Consider the following 19,209-nt stretch of genomic DNA (forward strand, 5'->3'; position numbering starts at 1 on the left):
AACCGCTATGAATTCAGTCGACGGAAAAAACAGCAGCCTGCGGGAAGCCCGGAGGTCGGCTGACGCCTCCGGGACGGCGTAAAGCGATCAGGCGGTACGGGCAACCGCGTCGCGGGTCGCCAGCTCGCGCTCATTTCCGGTCAGCTCAGACAGCTGGCCGCCGCGCATTTCCAGCAGCCTGTCGGCGTGCTGAAAGTAGTGATCGTCATGGCTTATAGCAAAGAGAGTTTTACCCATCTCCTTCATCAACGGCAGCAGCACCTGATAGAACTCACGGCGGAAATGGGGGTCCTGATCCGCCGCCCATTCATCCAGCATGATGATATCTCTATCTTCCGCTAACGCCAGCAGCAGCGCCACGCGCTTTTTCTGCCCTTTTGACAGCTTCAGGTCGAGGATTTTGCCATCGTCGAGCCGTAGCTTATGGTTCATCTGCAGATAACCCAGCCACTTCTCCACCAGCGCCGGGTCAGCCGCCTTCCCTTCCGGCCCCAGCAGTCTGTCAAACAGCCAGACGTCGGTAAACACCGCCGAGAACAGCTTGCGATAATCTTCCGGCTTATCCGCCGCCATCGGCTGCCCGTCGACCAGGATCTGCCCGGAAAGGGGCTGGTACAAACCGGTCAACAGCATAGCCAGCGTCGATTTCCCGCTACCGTTACCGCCGATCAGAAAGACCAGTTCGCCGCGCTTGAGGGTCATGTTGATCGGCCCGACCGCAAAGCTGTTGTCAGGATAATGGAAGGTGATGTCGCGCAGCTCGAGCGTCTGCCAGTGGGGATGCGCCTGCGGCTGCGGGAACTCAGCGCGGTACGGCGCGAGCGAAAACTTATTCAGCTTGTTGAATGCCACCTGCGCGCTGAGCAGAGTGGGCAGCGCGCCTACCGCCGAGAGCAGCGGCGTGCGCAGGAATAATAGGGTCAACGAGTAGGTCGCCGCCACCGCCGTATCGGCCCAGCCCAGGCTGTTGGCCATCCAGAAGACCAGGCCAATCGCGCCCAGCATCATAATATTCGACCAGTTGACCGCGCTCAGATGAAAGGTATCGGCGCGAACAATATGGTGCCGGTATTCTCGCGCATCCGGCAGATAGAGCTGATTAAACACATATTCGGCGCGCTCGCGGTTGAGAGTGAGCTCTTTGCGACCTTCGAGCACCGTCTGGTAGTCGTGATACAGCTTATCTTCGCTTTCGCGCAGCGACGCCATATGCTTATAAACCCGCGATACCAGCATAAATCCGCCCCAGATGGTCAACGCCAGCCACAGGGCGGTAACCAGCATCATTTTTCCTGACAGCCAGGCCAGATAAGCGGCGGAGCCAAAGGTCAGAATAATCCCCTGCACCAGCTCCGGCAGGCGTACGAAGGCAATGGTGATATTGCGGATATCGCTGGTTAGCCCGGCCAGCAGCGACGCGCTGCCGATTTTCTCGATCTTCTCGATTTGCGTATCCAGAATGCGCTTAATAAATTCGCCGCGCAGGCGGTAAACGAAATGGTGGCCGAGCGTGGTCAGCGCCAGCTGCGAGCCGAGGGTGACCGCCATCAACAGCAATAACAGCCCGAGAAACTCCGGCAGGACCGTCAGGGAGGTATCGACAAGGGTTATCAGGCGCAGGTTAATGAAGGCGATAAGCCCAATACCCAGCGCCGCGCTCAGCAGGCTCAGGGCAATGACGGAGATAAACGGCCAGCGATACTGGCGCCAGACAAGAAGAAGAAGTTCCATAACGCGTAATCCGGGCAAGCAAAAACAGCCAGCAGTTTAAACTGCTCGACGATGACAGCAAGAATAATTCTTATTTTTATTCTTTATTACCCGCCAGGCGGAAAGTGAGATTGTAACGACAGCCGCCGGTAGCCGGATGGATGCCCTCTTTCAGCGGTTGAATACCGTGGTAAAACAGCCGCGATTCGCCGCCCCAGACCACCACGTCGCCGTGCTCCAGCAGCACCCGCTGCAGCGGATCGTTACGCCGCAGGCCGCCAAACTGAAATATCGCCGGAAGCCCCAGAGAGACGGAAACAATCGGCGCTCGCAGGTTTTGCTCGTCTTTATCCTGATGCAGCGACAGCTTCGTTCCCGGCTGATAGCGGTTGATAAGACACGCATCCGGGGTAAAGCGCGCATAGCCGCTCGCCGCCGCCGCTTCTGCGGCCAGTTCGCGGAAAAGCGGCGGCATCTGCGGCCAGCGCTTGCCCGTCAGCGGATCGTCGGCAGCATAAAGATAGCCGTGCTGGTTGGTGGTCCAGCCCAGCTCGCCGCAGTTGGTCATCGCCACCGACATCGTATAGCCGCCGGGGGTGACCATCTGGCGAAAAGGCGAACTGCAGGCAATCTCGCTGATTGCCTGCAAAAGCGCCGGCGCGCGCGCTCGGGCGTAGCGGCGCAAAATTATCGCCCCCGGAGCCAGCGGCTCCTGCCAGGGCGGCGTATCGGCAAAAAGATCGAGCATTATTTCTCCTCGGATGACGCTTCTCGCGCCAGCAGCAGCGCCTTGCGCGCCGTCCCCCAACGATAGCCGGATAGCGCCCCATCCTCGCGAACGACCCGATGACAGGGAATAACCAGCGCCAGTTTATTCGCAGCGCAGGCGCTTGCCACCGCCCTCACCGCGCGGGGGCGACCAATACTTTGCGCCACCTGGCGATAGCTGCGGGTCTCCCCCGCCGGGATCTGACGCAGCGCCTGCCAGACCTGAAGCTGAAACGCCGTGCCGCGCAGATCCAACGGCAGGGAAAACGGCTGCCGGTGGTCATCAAGATGGGAAAATACCTGCGCCACCCGCTGACGAAAAATCTCGTCGCCCGGATGCAGCCGCGCATTGGGGAACAGGCTGGCTAATTCCGCATAGAGCAAGGCGTCGTCCTCTCCGGGCAGCACGGCGCACACGCCCCGCTCACTCTCAGCCACCAGACAGCGTCCCAGCGGACCGTCGCCGCATACCCAGGTAATATCGATATCCCCCCCGCCGCGGCGAAACTGGCGGCCGGTCATTCCCAGCGCGGCGTCAGCCTGCTGGTAGTAGCTGCTACTATCCGGAAAACCGGCAGAGAGCGCCGCATCGGTAATTTTCTCCCCCTGCCCCAGCGCTTCGCGTAAACGGCGAGCGCGCCACGCCTGTTGCCAGGCTTTAGGGGTCATTCCGGTGACGGATTTAAAGAGGCGGTGAAAATGAAAGGGGCTGACCGCAAGCTGGCGTGCCAGTGCTTCCAGCGTTATCGGCGTCTCCTGCTCCAGCAGACGGCACGCGGCAGCCACTTTCTCTACCTTCTGCTGCTGCGGATCGGTTTTTTCCGGCTGGCAACGTTTGCACGGACGAAAGCCTTCCGCCTGCGCGCTTGCCACATCAGGATAAAAGCGAACATTTTCCCGCAGCGCGCGGCGCGAGCGGCAGGAGGGGCGGCAGCAGACGCCGGTGGTCAGCACGGCAAAAACAAACTGACCATCGGCGCTGGCATCGCGTTCGCATACCGCCTGCCAGCGGCGCTCATCGGTATCAATCATTATCGTTTTCATCACGGACTCCTGCTGTAAGTGTATCTTCAGTGTGGGCCGAAGTCCGTCATCAAAAACCCGAAATCTTGCGCTTTAATTTTTCTCGCCAACGAGGAAAGTGCGGAACTGCGGCGACATCCAGGTTTTAAACCCGTCCCCCTCTTTGATAATCATATAGACCGCCAGCCCCTGTTCGCGTACCACGTCACGCGCTTTTTCCGGCCCCAGCACCATCAGCCCGGTATCCCAGCCGTCGGCTTCCAGCGCCGTCGGGGCGATAACGGTCACCGAAACCAGTTTATGATCGATAGGCCGCCCGGTTTGCGGATCGATAACGTGCGAGATGCGCTTACCGTCCAGCTCATAGTAGTTGCGATAGCTGCCGGAGGTGCTGATGCCGTGGCCGTTGATATCAACGATCGCCTGTACCGCGTTTTCGCGATCGGTTGGCTTCTGGATCGCCACCCGCCACGGCTGCCCTTCCGCATTCATCCCCCGGCTCGCCAGCGCGCCGCCCACCGAGACCAGGTAGCGCGAGATCCCCTCCTGCTCCATCAGGCGCGCCAGATGATCGGCGGCGTAGCCTTCACCCACGGTAGAGAGATCGACAAACAGATCCGGAATATCTTTTTGCAGAAACTGCTTGCCGGCCTGGTTGATCACCGTCAGATGCTGTAATCCGCTGCGCGCTTTCGCCGCGGCAATCTGCTGCGCATCCGGCGTTTTGACCGGCTGTTTATCCGGGCCAAAGCCCCATAAATTGACCAGCGGCCCGACGGTGATATCCATGGCGCCATGGGTTTTTGCGCCAATGCGCAGCGACATCGTCACGATATCCGCCATCGCCTCGCTGACCGGCCACGGCGAGGTGCCCGGCGAATGGTTAAAGCGCATCAACGCTGAATCGTTCTTCCAGGTGGAAAGCAGACGATCGTCGGCATCCAGCTGAGCCTGAACTTTCTGGCGCAGCGCCTCGGCCTTCGCCTCATCAACGTTGATGACGCTAACCCGCCAGAATGTGCCCATGGTTTTACCTTCCAGCACGGTGGCGGCAGATTTTGGCGTCTGGGGAGTGGTGGCTGAATCACAGCCTGAAAGTAATACGCAGGCGCCGAACAGGGCGGCGCGGAAAAAAGTGATATCCATAAAATTGGCTTCCTCTGGCTAAGGCGCAAAGAGTACACCAGCAAGGTTAAACCGGGCATAAAAAAAGGCGCCATCGGCGCCTTTTTTCAAACTTCAGCTTGCTTAGAACTGGTAAACCAGGCCCAGAGCAACGATGTCGTCGGTAGAAACACCGGCGTTACGAGTGAAGCTGTTGTCGTCCAGCAGGTTGATTTTGTAGTCAACGTAGGTGGACATGTTTTTGTTGAAGTAGTAGGTAGCGCCTACATCAACATATTTCAGGATATCCTGGTCGCCGTAGCCTTCCAGATCCTTACCTTTGGACTGCAGGTAAGCCACGGACGGACGCAGACCGAAGTCGAACTGGTACTGAGCAACCACTTCGAAGTTCTGCGCTTTGTTAGCAAAGCCCAGGGAACCGGCGCGAGTTGCGTTGTAGGTCTGGGTGTACTGAGTCGCCAGGTAGATGTTGTTGGCGTCATATTTCAGACCACCGGTGTAGGTTTCAGCGTTATCGCCGCGGCCCAGAGCCAGCTGGCTGTTCTGATCGCCATTACGTTTGGAGTGAGAGTACGCGAAACCAGCGCTGATACCGTCGTAGATATCATAGGTCAGGGAGGTGCCGTAACCGTCGCCGTTCTGTTTCAGAGGGCCACGACCGTTGTTGGTCGGGGAAGTACCTTCGCCGCTTACGCTGCCGTTTTTACCCTGATACTGCAGAGCAAAGTTCAGGCCGTCAACCAGACCGAAGAAGTCAGAGTTACGGTAGGTTGCCACGCCGTTAGCGCGAGACTGCAGGAAGTTGTCAGAACCGTAGGTGTCGCCGCCGAATTCCGGCAGAACGTCAGTCCAGGAAGTTACGTCGTAGACAACGCCGTAGTTACGACCGTAGTCGAAAGAACCCGCGTCGCCGAATTTCAGACCAGCAAATGCCAGACGAGTCCACGCCTGATCGCTGGAGCTCTCGGTGTTGTTTGCCTGAACGTTGTATTCCCACTGGCCGTAACCGGTCAGCTGGTCGTTGATCTGAGTTTCGCCTTTGATGCCCAGACGCATGTAGGTCTGGTCGCCATCGGAAGATTTGTCGTCAGAGAAATAGTGCAGACCGTCGATTTTACCGTACAGGTCTAATTTGTTGCCATCTTTGTTATAGACTTCAGCCGCATTCGCTGCGCCTGCTACCAGCAGTGCCGGTACCAGGAGGGACAGTACTTTAACTTTCATGTTATTAACCCTCTGTTTGTTATATGCCTTTTATTATTGCCACTGCTTACTGATTACCCTTCTAATCAGTCGGCTATTTCATTGTGCTGCAAAACGCGGAATAATCCAACAAGAATATGATACTAAAACTTCTAAGATGTTTCAAAATACCCACAAGATGTTTCAATTTGTAAATATGAGGGAACTTTTTTTCGGCCCTAAATGGGTAGCGAAATAAGCACTAATAATCAAAAAATAAAAATTTTTAATCCCTGTCAATGAGTTACACGGTTACATATCTATAGCACTGAATGGTAAAACAAAATTCTCGTCTGCGACTAAAATTACCCTCGCTATCATCATTAACTTTATTTATTACCGTCATTCAGTTCTGAATGTCTGTTTACCCCTATTTCAACCGGATGCCTCGCATCCGGTTTTTTTTACCCTTCTTTACACATCTTTAATTATTCCATGCTACCGGCGAAAAAAATAACGGTTATTAATCAAACAACTTGCGAATAAACTCAAAGCTGTTTATATAATTTCTTGTTATTTAGTGCTATTTCCGTTAGTCAATCCGTAAATAATTGTACAAAATCACTCGGGCCGTACATCTTTGCTCGCCGCGCGGGTTTGGGATAAATCTCAAGGCAAAAAAGTCGTTGTATGGTATTCAGATGTATGGATTTTGGGCGTTAACCTTTATACTGTTCATAGCATCTGCGCTGCCCCCGGTTAACTTGGTGCAACAGTCCGTTTACACATACTGATGAGTCGTACTCTCACACGATGACCCCGAAAAAATTTTCCCTGATACCCGGCAACATTACCCGCTTCTTTATTCTCATGGTCATCGTCCTGCTGGCGACGATGGGGGTCATGATCCAAAGCGCCGTTAACACCTGGCTAAAAGATAAAAGCTACCAGGTTGTCGATGTCAGCTACGACTTACATAAACGCATTGATACCTGGCGCTACGCCACCTGGCAAATCTATGACAACATTGCCGCGACCTCCTCCAGTTCAGCCGCAGAAACAGGGTTACAAGAGACGCGTTTAAAGCAGGACGTTTACTACCTTGAGAAACCCCGGCGCAAAACTGAAGCGCTGATTTTTGGCTCTCATGACAGCTCAACGCTGGAAATGACGCAAAAAATCTCCAACTATCTCGATATCCTGTGGGGCGCCGAGACCATTCCCTGGTCGATGTATTACCTTAACGGCCTGGATAACAGCCTGATTCTGGTTTCAACGCTGCCGTTAAAAGATCTCTCCTCCAGCTTCAAAGAGTCGACCATCAGCAGCGTCGTTGAATCACGGCGGGCAGAAATGCTGCTGCAGGCCAACACGTTAGATGAACGCGAGACGTTTTCGTCGCTGCGCCACCTCGCCTGGCAAAACGGCTACTACTTCACCTTACGCACCACCTTTAACCAGCCCGGCCACCTGGCGACCGTTGTGGCCTTCGATCTGCCCATTAACGATCTCATCCCTCCCAGTATGTCGCTGGAGAGTTTCCGCCTGGAGCCCGATCCGTCGCAGAACGTCAGCGCCAATCCGGATAAAGAAACCGCCGACATCGTCAGCATTAACTTTAACGGCCCGCAGATTGAAATTATCACCACAATTAATACCACCGGTATGCGCCTGGTCTGGATGGTGCCCTTTAGCGAGCTGATTCTGGAGTCCTTGCAGAGTATTTTACTGCCGCTGCTGCTGAACATTGGCCTGCTGGCGCTGGCGCTGTTCGGATTTACCACCTTCCGTCACTACAGCGGCCGCAAAAGCATCGTAGGGACGGCCGTTTCCTCGGCCGCCAATAGTGAATTACGCGCCCAGCGCGCCATTCATGAAGAGATTGTTTCTCTGCTGCCGCTGGGGCTGCTGGTGCACGATCAGGACGCTAACCGGACGGTGATCAGCAATCCGATTGCCGATCATCTGCTGCCGCATCTGAATCTGCAAAACATCATCAACATGGCCGATCAGCACCAGGGCGTGATTCAGGCGACGGTGAACAATGAACTGTACGAAATCCGTCAGTTCCGCAGCCAGGTGTCGCCGCGCACGCAAATCTTTATTATTCGCGATCAGGACCGCGAGGTGCTGGTGAATAAGAAACTCAAGCAGGCCCAGCGCCTGTATGAGAAAAACCAGCAGGGCCGTACGGCGTTTATGCAGCATATCGGCACGGCGCTGAAACAGCCGGCGCAAACGCTGGCGGAAGAAGCCGCGGCGCTCGGCATGGCCGAAAGCCGCAGGCTGGCCCAGCATGCCGATGAACTGGTACAGCTGGTTGATGAAATAGAGCTGGCAAATCTGCTGGAGAGCGATAGCTGGAAGAGCGTTCAGGACCTGTTCTCAATTCAGGAATTGATCGATGAAGTGGTACCTGAAGTCCTGCCCATCATCAAACGCAAAGGTCTGCAGCTGCTGATTAACAACTCGCTACCGGCCAATGAGCAGCGCTACGGCGATCGCGACGCCCTGCGCCGCACCCTTTTACTGCTGATTCAGTACTCGGTGACCACCACGCCTATTGGCAAAATAACCCTGGAAGTCAGTAAAGATGAATCCGCGGACGATCGTCTGACCTTCCGTATTCTGGATACCGGCAACGGCGTTTCGGCGAACGAAATCGACAATATGCACTTCCCGTTCCTCAACGATACGCAGGCAGACCTTTACGGCAAAGCCAACGCCCTCACCTTCTGGCTCTGCGATCGCCTGACGCGCAAGCTCGGCGGACAGCTCAATATCAAAGCGCGCGAATCGCTGGGTACCCGCTACTCCCTGCATCTAAAAATGGCCGCCAGCGCGGAGGAGAGTGATTCGGGTGAACATCTGCTTGATGAAGTGGTGATCATGCTTGATGTGACCGCCAATGAAGTCCGCCGTATCGTGACCCGTCAGCTGGAGAGCTGGGGAGCCACCTGCATCACTCCGGATGACAGAATCACAAGTCAACAATATGATCTCTTTTTAACGGATAATCCGTCTAATCTTACTGCTTCGGGCTTGCTTTTAAGCGATGATGAAGCCCGGGTTCATAAGATTGGTCCTGGTCAGCTCCGCGTAAACTTTAATATCAGCGCTGCGCTGCAGGAAGCTATCCTGCAATTGATTGAGCAGCAGCTTGCTGAGGAAGAGGAGCAGCCATCCTCTCCCGGGAACGAAAGTAACGCCGAACTGCATGCCAGCGGCTATTACACGCTGTTTGCTGACACGGTACCAGATGATGTTAAGAGGCTGTATAATGAACTGGCGACGGGCGATTTCGCCGCGCTGGCGCAAACCGCCCACCGCCTCAAAGGGGCATTTGCTATGCTAAATCTGGTACCCGGCAAGCAGTTATGTGAAACGCTTGAGCATCTGATTCGTGAAAAAGATGCGCAAGGCATAGAAAAATATATCAGCGACATTGACGTTTACGTCAAGAGCTTGCTGTAGCAAGGTAGCCTAATACATGAACAATATGAACGTAATTATTGCCGATGACCATCCGATCGTACTGTTCGGTATTCGTAAGTCACTTGAACAAATTGAGTGGGTGAACGTTGTTGGCGAGTTTGAAGACTCCACCGCATTAATCAACAATCTGCCTAAACTGGACGCACACGTCCTGATTACCGATTTATCGATGCCCGGTGATAAATACGGCGATGGCATTACGCTTATTAAATACATCAAGCGTCATTTCCCGGACCTGTCAATCATTGTACTGACAATGAACAACAACCCGGCGATCCTGAGCGCGGTTCTGGATCTGGACATCGAAGGGATCGTCCTGAAACAGGGTGCGCCGACCGATCTGCCTAAGGCGCTCGCCGCGCTGCAAAAAGGCAAAAAATTCACCCCGGAAAGCGTTTCGCGCCTGCTGGAAAAAATCAGCGCCGGCGGTTACGGTGACAAACGTTTGTCGCCCAAAGAGAGTGAAGTGCTGCGTCTGTTCGCCGAAGGCTTCCTGGTCACCGAGATAGCCAAAAAGCTCAACCGCAGTATCAAAACCATCAGTAGCCAGAAAAAATCGGCGATGATGAAGCTCGGCGTGGAAAACGATATCGCCCTGCTCAACTACCTCTCTTCCGTTTCCCTGAGCTCAACGGACAAAGACTAACGTCTCTCTTCCCGGATAGCGCGGCGCTATCCGGGAAACGTCTTTTATTCCCTGCCCTTACGTACCCGCGCGGCGTAGACCGTCAGCGTCTGCTTGATAATATCCAGAGTGACCGGTTTTGAAAGGCAGCTGTCCATACCGGACTCCAGGCAGCGCTGCTTCTCCTCCGCCAGCGCGTTGGCGGTCACCCCAATAACCGGCAGCGTAAGCCCTAGCTGGCGAATGCGCTGGGTCAGGCGATAACCATCCATATTCGGCATGTTGACGTCGCTGAGCACGATATCAATATGCTGCTTGCTCAGGACATTCAGCGCATCGACCCCGTCATTTGCCGTCACGCACTGATAGCCCAGCGATCCCAGCTGATCGGCCAGCAGACGTCGGTTAATCGGATGATCGTCCACCACCAGGATCATCATGTCATCATTGCTGGCGGTTTGCGCATCCGCCGCGGATAGCGCAGGGCCGTTTTCCGTACTGGCCATGGCAATATGGAAGATGCGGGCCAGCAGCGGCAGCAGCTCGTGCGGCGTGGCCACGCTATGCAGCCACTCGCCGGGCGCCCGCTCCTGTGGAATACCGATATGCCGACGAGAGAAGATCACCATCGCGCCGCCGTCCCAGGCGTCATGCGTCTCGCTATCGGTCAACAGAATATCCTCCGCGTCCGGCGCTTGCCCGTCAAAATGACGGACCGGAATACCGTGGTATTTCAGCAACTGCTCGACGAACAGCGCCAGCGAGCTGTTATCAATCGCCAGCCAGCAGCATTTTTCCGCCAGGCCATCAATATTCGGCGACGGCATATTTTGTACGCCATAAAGCGGGATACGAATAGTGAAGCGGCTGCCCATACCTGGCTCGGTTTCAACGGCAATATCGCCATCCATCATGCTGATAAGCTTTTCACAAATCGCCAGACCGAGTCCGGTCCCCTGGAAATTGCGCTGCACGCCGGTCCCCACCTGGAAGAACGGGTCAAACAGGCGTACGACCTCTTTCGCCGGGATCCCTTCCCCGGTATCGCGCACGCTGATGCGCAGATAATCCTCCGCCCGCTCTACGTGCAGGATAATGCAGCCGGTATCGGTAAACTTAATCGCGTTACTCAGCAGGTTTGAAATAACCTGCTGCAGGCGCATCGGATCGCCGGACATCAGCTGCGGTACGTCAGGTTCAATAAAGCAGTACAGCCCGAGATGTTTCCGCACCACCAGCGGCAGATAGTTGGCGGAAATATGGTTCATGACCTCGCGCGGCGAAAACTCCCGCGGCTCAATTTTGAGCTGTTCGGACTCAATTTTCGAGAAATCGAGGATGTCGCTAATAATTTTCAGCAGCAGGCTGGAAGAGTTGTTCATCGCCGTCACCAGACGATCGACGCCCTTCGGTAGCTCTTTGGTCTGCAATAAATCGAGGTTACCGATAATCCCATACAGCGGCGTTCGCAGTTCGTGGCTGACGGTGGCAAGGAACATCGATTTCGACTGGCTGGCCTGCTCGGCGGCCTGGGCCATCTCCTGCAGCGACTCCTCCATTTTGACGCGCGCCGAGACATCCACCAGCACGCAAATCGCCACGTTCTCGTTACGGTAGCGCGAGTGGACAAAGCTGATTTGCAGATTGGTATTGTTGCTGGTCAGCACATCGACAAAGTTCACCTGCTGGCCGCAGATAATTTGCGTCAGCCGCTGCCGATCCTCATGGGTTAGCATATTGAGATAGTTATGCGCCAGCTCGTTACTCAGGATATTGGTGCCGTCGATCGTACGTAAAATACAGATCCCCACCGGCGCGGAGGCAACGATTTTTCGGTTGAACTGCTCGTGCTCTTCGAGGCGCTGGGCGTCATTTTCAGCCGGAATAAAAATCCGCCGTTCATACATGCGGGCAAGCGCAAAAAGGAGCCCGCCGGTAAGCAGATTGAGCACCACGGCGTTCAGTATCAGCATCCGGATGCGTTCCAGCACCTGATCCACCGGCACCGAATAGACAATGCTCAACGATGACGGCGGCAGGCTTTTTTTCATCGCCAGCTCGCGAAAACCGGCGGTATAGCCGAACCACAGACGCTCCTGCATCCACTTCGCATCCGGTTTAATATTGCTGTCCGACCCGGCAAGCGAGATCAGCGTCTGTCCGTTATCGTCGAGAATCGTCACGTTCATCGGCAGACTGCCTGGGGTAAAGAAGCTTTCCATGCGGATGGTTTGCTCTACGCCGAGCATGGCCTGCAGGCGGTTCGCCACATAGATTGGGGTCAGCGCATAGAAATAGCCAACGCCCGGGCGCACGCCCTGGCTTATCCAGAACAGATTGTTACCGCGCTCGTTTTGCGGCGCGTCGCGATACTGCTCAATGCGCTGATGCAGCACTTTTAACGCCTGGTCCCGCTCCAGCGGAATATCGCGCAGGCCGAAGTTGGCCATACACAGATTGTCGCTGCCAATCATAAAAATACGATTGAGGTCGTAGGCCGTTGAGAAATTGTCGCGCCAGTAGCGCATAAACCACGCCAGTGACTGCAGCGAGTTACGCCAGGTCGTACTCATCAGCGCGCAGTCGGAATCCGGGTAGAGCGGTTCAAAATTAGGGATCGTAATATCGCCGCGCTGCACCGGCGTATCGCCGCCTTCGCTGCCGTCCATCGGCCGGTTGCCGGCAACGTATTTCAGCTCTTTGATCACATCGGCCGTACGCTGTATGTAGCGCTGCGCCTGATCGGCATTGAGGTTAAATTCCTGGCGAATTTCCGATTCGCGATCGTGCAACGCATTGACGATGTAAAACACCGAAACAAAAGCGACCAGCACCCACAGCAGTATCGCCAGCGCTCTGAACAGATAGCGTGAAACCTTTAACGTGTTATGGAAAGAAGCTAGATATTTCAATGTGGCGATGCTCGGCCGTCAGGGGCTCAACAGAATGGCGTTAAGGTAACGATAAAACAACGGTCCCGCAACGGGAAAACAAAAAGGGCCGGGGAGAGCCCCGACCCTTTCAGACAATTACCGCAGAGAATTACTCTTCGTCTTCGGCGATGTCATCGTCAGTATCCGCTTCCGGCGCGATATCTTCGTCGCCTTCCGCCGCGCTGCCGTCGATGGCATCCAGCTCTTCGTCATCAACCGGCTCAGCCACGCGCTGCAGGCCGACCACGTTTTCATCTTCCGCAGTACGAATCAGGATCACGCCCTGAGTGTTACGACCGACAATGCTCACTTCAGATACGCGGGTTCGTACCAGCGTGCCCGCGTCGGTGATCATCATAATCTGGTCGCAGTCATCAACCTGCACCGCGCCCACAACGGAACCGTTGCGTTCGGTCACTTTGATTGAGATAACGCCCTGGGTCGCACGCGACTTAGTGGGATACTCTTCAGCTGCGGTACGTTTACCGTAGCCATTCTGCGTGACGGTCAGGATGGCGCCTTCACCGCGCGGAACGATCAGAGAAACCACTTTGTCCTCGCCGGCCAGCTTGATGCCGCGCACGCCTGTGGCGGTACGGCCCATCGCGCGGACGGCGTCCTCTTTAAAGCGCACCACTTTACCGGCGGCGGAGAACAGCATGACTTCGTCCTGACCGGAGGTCAGATCGACGCCAATCAGCTCGTCGCCTTCGTTGAGGTTAACCGCGATAATACCGGCGGAACGCGGACGGCTGAATTCAGTCAGCGCCGTTTTCTTCACGGTACCGCTGGCGGTCGCCATAAAGACGTTCACGCCCTCTTCGTATTCGCGGACCGGCAGGATCGCGGTAATACGCTCGTTGGCTTCCAGCGGCAGCAGGTTGACGATCGGACGACCGCGCGCGCCGCGGCTCGCTTCCGGCAGCTGATAAACCTTCATCCAGTAGAGACGACCGCGGCTGGAGAAGCAGAGGATCGTATCGTGGGTGTTGGCCACCAGCAGGCGGTCGATAAAGTCTTCTTCTTTGATACGCGCCGCAGATTTACCTTTACCGCCACGACGCTGGGCTTCGTAGTCGGTCAACGGCTGATACTTCACGTAGCCCTGATGCGAAAGGGTCACGACAACATCTTCCTGGTTGATCAGGTCTTCAATGTTGATATCCGCGCTGTTCGCGGTGATCTCGGTACGACGCGCGTCGCCGAACTGTTCACGGACCAGCTCCAGCTCTTCGCGGATAACTTCCATCAGGCGATCGGCGCTGCCCAGAATGTGCAGCAGCTCCGCGATCTGTTCCAGCAGCTCTTTGTATTCATCGAGCAGTTTTTCATGCTCAAGGCCGGTCAGCTTCTGCAAACGCAGATCCAGAATCGCCTGCGCCTGCTGTTCGGTCAGGTAGTACTGGCCGTCGCGTACGCCGAACTCGGGCTCCAGCCATTCCGGACGGGCGGCGTCATCGCCTGCGCGTTCCAGCATCGCGGAAACGTTGCCCAGATCCCATGAACGGGCGATTAAGGCGGCCTTCGCTTCCGCCGGGGTCGGCGCGCGGCGAATCAGTTCGATAATCGGATCGATGTTGGCCAGGGCAATCGCCAGCGCTTCGAGGATGTGCGCGCGATCGCGGGCTTTACGCAGTTCAAAAATCGTACGACGGGTCACCACTTCGCGGCGATGGCGCACGAACGCGGCAATAATTTCTTTCAGGTTCATGATCTTCGGCTGACCATGGTGCAGGGCAACCATGTTGATACCGAAGGAGACCTGGAGCTGGGTCTGCGAATAGAGGTTGTTCAGCACCACCTCACCCACCGCATCGCGCTTCACTTCAATCACGATGCGCATACCGTCTTTATCGGACTCGTCGCGCAGCGCGCTGATGCCTTCGACGCGTTTGTCTTTGACCAGCTCGGCGATTTTCTCAATCAGGCGCGCTTTGTTCACCTGATACGGAATTTCATGCACGATGATGGTTTCGCGGCCGGTTTTCGCGTCAGCTTCCACTTCCGCGCGGGCGCGAATGTACACTTTACCGCGACCGGTACGATAGGCCTCTTCAATGCCGCGGCGACCGTTGATGATCGCGGCGGTCGGGAAGTCCGGACCTGGGATGTGTTCCATCAGCCCTTCAATGCTGATGTCTTCATTTTCAACGTAGGCCAGACAGCCGTTGATCACTTCGGTGAGGTTGTGCGGCGGAATATTCGTCGCCATACCTACCGCGATACCTGACGAACCGTTGACTAACAGGTTCGGGATTTTGGTCGGCATAACGTCAGGGATCTTTTCCGTGCCGTCATAGTTATCGACGAAATCCACCGTCTCTTTTTCGAGGTCGGCCATCAGCTCATGGGCGATCTTCGACATACGGATTTCCGTATAACGCATCGCTGCGGCGGAGTCGCCGTCGACCGAACCAAAGTTACCCTGGCCATCTACCAGCATATAGCGCAGGGAGAATGGCTGCGCCATACGTACAATGGTGTCGTACACGGCAGTATCACCATGAGGGTGGTATTTACCGATTACGTCACCAACGACACGGGCAGATTTTTTATAGGCTTTGTTCCAGTCATTGCCCAATACGTTCATGGCGTATAGTACGCGACGGTGTACCGGCTTCAGGCCATCTCGGACATCCGGCAGCGCACGGCCAACAATGACCGACATCGCATAATCCAGATAGGAGCTCTTCAGCTCTTCCTCAATGTTGACCGGTGTAATTTCTCTCGCAAGGTCGCTCATCTAACCGCTATCCCTCTACTGTATCCCGGATTCAAAGGTCGCAAATTATAACACAGCCGCGGTGATACGGGTAAACCTATACCCAATGATTTTCGCGCGGCGAAAGGCGACAGGGATAGACGGTTTATTCATCCCTGAGGCCTGATATACTCGCGGGTCTGAACTGAACAGGAGTAAAAGCGCCCATGAATGCCGAAAAACCGTCGGTGGCCCACAATGTTGATCATAATGAAATCGCTAAATTTGAAGCCGTCGCCTCGCGCTGGTGGGATTTAGAGGGCGAATTCAAGCCGTTACATCGCATCAATCCTCTACGCCTCGGCTATATCGCGGAGCGCTCCGGCGGCCTGTTTGGCAAAAAAGTACTTGATGTCGGCTGCGGCGGCGGCATCCTGGCGGAAAGCATGGCCCGGGAAGGTGCAGCGGTGACCGGTCTGGATATGGGCTTCGAACCGCTACAGGTGGCGAAACTGCACGCCCTGGAGAGCGGGATTCAGGTCGAATATGTCCAGGAAACCGTTGAAGAGCACGCGGCGAAGCATGCCGGAGAGTACGACGTCGTTACCTGCATGGAGATGCTGGAGCACGTCCCGGATCCGCAGTCGGTCGTCCACGCCTGCGCGCGGCTGGTCAAACCTGGCGGTCAGGTGTTCTTCTCAACCATTAACCGCAACGGTAAAGCGTGGCTGATGGCGGTCGTCGGCGCCGAATACATCATGAAAATGGTGCCGAAGGGAACCCACGACGTGAAGAAATTCATCAAGCCCGCGGAGCTGATCGGCTGGGTAGATGAGACAATTCTGAAAGAGCAGCATATTACCGGTCTTCATTACAATCCGTTGACCAATACCTTCAAGCTGGCGCCAGGGGTGGATGTTAACTATATGTTGCATACAACGGCGAAAAAAGCATAACGTCAGCTGTATTTCCTATGATGATTGCGCGGCATCAAGCCGCGTGATTTTTTCTTCCGATGAAGAAATCAGCACTCGATCAAATTTTCATTTTTTTTTCTGATTTATTGACATCTTCTCCAGGCCTTATGTGGCGTGGACTTGGCTATTATTACCCTTCCGCAACCTCAATTTAACGTCAAAATCAACTCTTGTACTCAAAAGAATCCTTACTAGAATACTCACCATATAGCGTTTCTTTTATCGACCACCCCCTACATATAGTATTTATCCACAGAGTTAGTCACAACGGCGTTCTGTGGATAAGTGGGGGATATTTTCTTTCACGGACAGGTATAATCCACATGAATCAGAGTCTGCTGGTGACAAAGCGTGACGGTAGCACCGAGCGCATCAATCTCGATAAAATCCACCGCGTGCTGGATTGGGCGGCAGAAGGGCTGAATAACGTATCCATCTCCCAGGTAGAACTGCGTTCCCACATTCAGTTCTATGACGGCATCAAAACCGCCGACATTCACGAAACCATTATCAAAGCCGCCGCGGACCTTATCTCCCGCGAGGCGCCGGATTACCAGTATCTCGCCGCCCGTCTGGCGATTTTCCACCTGCGTAAAAAAGCCTACGGCCAGTTTGAGCCGCCAGCGCTGTTCGACCACGTGTCGAAAATGGTGAAAAACGGCAAATACGATACTCATCTGCTGGAAGACTACACGGAAGAAGAGTTCAAGCAGATGGACTCGTTCATCGAGCACGATCGCGATATGACCTTCTCCTACGCTGCGGTTAAGCAGCTCGAAGGCAAATATCTGGTGCAGAACCGCGTCACCGGTGAGATCTATGAAAGCGCCCAGTTCCTGTACATTCTGGTTGCCGCCTGCCTGTTCTCCAACTACCCGCGCGAGACGCGTCTGGACTACATCAAGCGTTTCTATGACGCGGTGTCGACGTTCAAAATCTCGCTGCCGACGCCGATTATGTCCGGCGTGCGTACCCCGACCCGTCAGTTCAGCTCCTGCGTGCTGATCGAGTGCGGCGACAGCCTGGACTCTATTAACGCCACCTCCAGCGCGATTGTGAAATACGTCTCTCAGCGCGCCGGTATCGGCATCAACGCCGGCCGCATCCGCGCGCTGGGTAGCCCGATTCGCGGCGGTGAAGCTTTCCATACCGGCTGTATCCCGTTCTATAAGCACTTCCAGACGGCGGTGAAATCCTGCTCCCAGGGCGGCGTCCGCGGCGGTGCGGCGACCCTCTTCTACCCGATGTGGCATCTGGAAGTCGAAAGCCTGCTGGTGCTGAAAAACAACCGCGGTACCGACGCCAACCGCGTTCGTCACATGGACTACGGCGTACAGATCAACAAGCTGATGTACACCCGTCTGCTGAAAGGCGGCGATATCACCCTGTTCAGCCCGTCCGACGTCCCGGGCCTGTACGATGCGTTCTTCGCCGACCAGGACGAGTTTGAGCGCCTGTACACCCAATACGAGCAGGACGACAGCATCCGCAAGCAGCGCATTAAAGCGGTAGAACTGTTCTCGCTGATGATGCAGGAGCGCGCCTCCACCGGCCGTATCTACATCCAGAACGTGGACCACTGCAACACCCACAGCCCGTTTGACCCGGTTGTCGCGCCGGTGCGCCAGTCCAACCTGTGCCTGGAAATCGCCCTGCCGACCAAGCCGCTGGAAGATGTAAACGACGAAAACGGTGAAATTGCGCTGTGTACCCTGTCCGCTTTCAACCTCGGCGTTATCGATAGCCTTGATGAGCTGGAAGAGCTGGCGGTGCTGGCCGTTCGCGCGCTGGATGCCCTGCTGGATTACCAGGACTACCCGATCCCGGCGGCCAAACGCGGCGCGATGGGCCGTCGTACGCTGGGTATTGGGGTGATTAACTTTGCCTACTATCTGGCGAAGCACGGTAAACGCTACTCTGACGGCAGCGCTAACAACCTGACGCATAAAACGTTCGAAGCGATTCAGTACTACCTGCTGAAAGCCTCTAATGAGCTGGCTATCGAGCAAGGCGCGTGCCCGTGGTTTAACGAAACCACCTATGCGAAAGGCATTCTGCCGATCGATACCTACAAAAAAGACCTGGACGCTATCGTCAGCGAATCCCTGCATTACGACTGGGAGCAGCTTCGCGAGTCGATCAAAACGCACGGTCTGCGTAACTCCACGCTCTCCGCGCTGATGCCGTCCGAGACCTCTTCGCAGATCTCCAACGCCACCAACGGCATTGAGCCGCCGCGCGGTCACGTCAGCATCAAAGCGTCAAAAGACGGTATCCTGCGCCAGGTGGTGCCGGATTACGAAAAACTGCAGAACGGCTACGAGCTGCTGTGGGAAATGCCGAACAACGACGGTTACTTGCAGTTGGTCGGTATTATGCAGAAGTTTATCGACCAGTCGATTTCCGCTAACACCAACTACGATCCGACGCGCTTCCCGTCTGGCAAAGTGCCGATGCAGCAGCTGCTGAAAGACTTGCTCAATGCCTATAAGTTCGGCGTTAAAACGCTGTACTATCACAACACGCGCGATGGCGCGGAAGATGCCCAGGATGACCTGGCGCCGTCCATCCAGGACGACGGCTGCGAAAGCGGCGCATGTAAGATTTGATAATATTGCCCGGCGGCGCGTTGCCTGCCGGGCCTACGGTCTAATGTAGGTCGGGCTAGCG

The 19,209-nt window shown here is 55.4% G+C and carries 11 protein-coding genes; 4 read left to right on the forward strand and 7 right to left on the reverse strand.

Annotation, left to right across the window (positions count from 1 at the left end; translation table 11 throughout):
- Window positions 1–87: 87 nt before the first annotated feature.
- The 5 genes from ABLU88_RS04835 to ABLU88_RS04855 all read right to left on the reverse strand — a co-directional run bounded on the left by ABLU88_RS04835 (window position 88) and on the right by ABLU88_RS04855 (window position 5,850).
- Window positions 88–1,731 (reverse strand): multidrug ABC transporter permease/ATP-binding protein, encoded by a 1,644-nt coding sequence (locus ABLU88_RS04835; protein ID WP_025106712.1) that lies wholly within the window; start codon window positions 1,729–1,731, stop codon window positions 88–90.
- A gap of 76 nt (window positions 1,732–1,807) precedes the next feature.
- Window positions 1,808–2,458, reverse strand: a complete 651-nt coding sequence (alkB, locus tag ABLU88_RS04840; protein WP_200914083.1) for a DNA oxidative demethylase AlkB — start codon at window positions 2,456–2,458, stop codon at window positions 1,808–1,810.
- On the reverse strand, window positions 2,458–3,522 hold the full coding sequence (gene ada, locus ABLU88_RS04845) for a bifunctional DNA-binding transcriptional regulator/O6-methylguanine-DNA methyltransferase Ada (protein ID WP_032750686.1): 1,065 nt from the start codon (window positions 3,520–3,522) through the stop codon (window positions 2,458–2,460). The genes alkB and ada overlap by 1 nt, the downstream gene beginning before the upstream one ends.
- 72 nt (window positions 3,523–3,594) lie before the next feature.
- Window positions 3,595–4,647, reverse strand: coding sequence for an FAD:protein FMN transferase ApbE (gene apbE / locus ABLU88_RS04850; protein WP_025106709.1), 1,053 nt, complete (start codon window positions 4,645–4,647; stop codon window positions 3,595–3,597).
- A gap of 102 nt (window positions 4,648–4,749) precedes the next feature.
- Complete coding sequence (locus ABLU88_RS04855; RefSeq protein WP_025106708.1) at window positions 4,750–5,850, reverse strand: porin OmpC; 1,101 nt, start codon at window positions 5,848–5,850, stop codon at window positions 4,750–4,752.
- A 771-nt stretch (window positions 5,851–6,621) separates the two neighbouring features.
- Here ABLU88_RS04855 and rcsD point away from each other — a divergent pair.
- Both rcsD and rcsB read left to right on the forward strand, forming a co-directional pair.
- On the forward strand, window positions 6,622–9,282 hold the full coding sequence (gene rcsD / locus ABLU88_RS04860; RefSeq protein WP_348836191.1) for a phosphotransferase RcsD: 2,661 nt from the start codon (window positions 6,622–6,624) through the stop codon (window positions 9,280–9,282).
- A 16-nt stretch (window positions 9,283–9,298) separates the two neighbouring features.
- Window positions 9,299–9,949: a response regulator transcription factor RcsB gene (gene rcsB, locus ABLU88_RS04865; RefSeq protein WP_004103995.1), complete on the forward strand. Its 651-nt coding sequence runs from the start codon at window positions 9,299–9,301 to the stop codon at window positions 9,947–9,949.
- Window positions 9,950–9,993: 44 nt separating this feature from the next.
- Here rcsB and rcsC read toward each other — a convergent pair whose 3' ends face one another.
- Window positions 9,994–12,840, reverse strand: a complete 2,847-nt coding sequence (rcsC, locus tag ABLU88_RS04870) for a two-component system sensor histidine kinase RcsC (protein WP_064374518.1) — start codon at window positions 12,838–12,840, stop codon at window positions 9,994–9,996.
- 130 nt (window positions 12,841–12,970) lie between these two features.
- Entirely contained in the window at window positions 12,971–15,604 is a 2,634-nt protein-coding gene (gyrA, locus tag ABLU88_RS04875) for a DNA topoisomerase (ATP-hydrolyzing) subunit A (RefSeq protein ID WP_004852752.1), read from the reverse strand.
- 185 nt (window positions 15,605–15,789) lie between these two features.
- On the opposite strand from gyrA, the gene ubiG reads away from it, so the two are divergent.
- Window positions 15,790–16,518 carry a bifunctional 2-polyprenyl-6-hydroxyphenol methylase/3-demethylubiquinol 3-O-methyltransferase UbiG gene (ubiG, locus tag ABLU88_RS04880; protein WP_014230217.1) on the forward strand — a complete coding sequence of 243 codons (729 nt, stop codon included), beginning with the start codon at window positions 15,790–15,792 and terminating at the stop codon, window positions 16,516–16,518.
- A 344-nt stretch (window positions 16,519–16,862) separates the two neighbouring features.
- Window positions 16,863–19,148: a class 1a ribonucleoside-diphosphate reductase subunit alpha gene (gene nrdA, locus ABLU88_RS04885; RefSeq protein WP_004852755.1), complete on the forward strand. Its 2,286-nt coding sequence runs from the start codon at window positions 16,863–16,865 to the stop codon at window positions 19,146–19,148.
- Window positions 19,149–19,209: the final 61 nt, after the last annotated feature.

The sequence above is a fragment of the Klebsiella sp. GW_Kp182 genome (genome assembly GCF_040062275.1).
Taxonomy (GTDB): domain Bacteria; phylum Pseudomonadota; class Gammaproteobacteria; order Enterobacterales; family Enterobacteriaceae; genus Klebsiella; species Klebsiella michiganensis.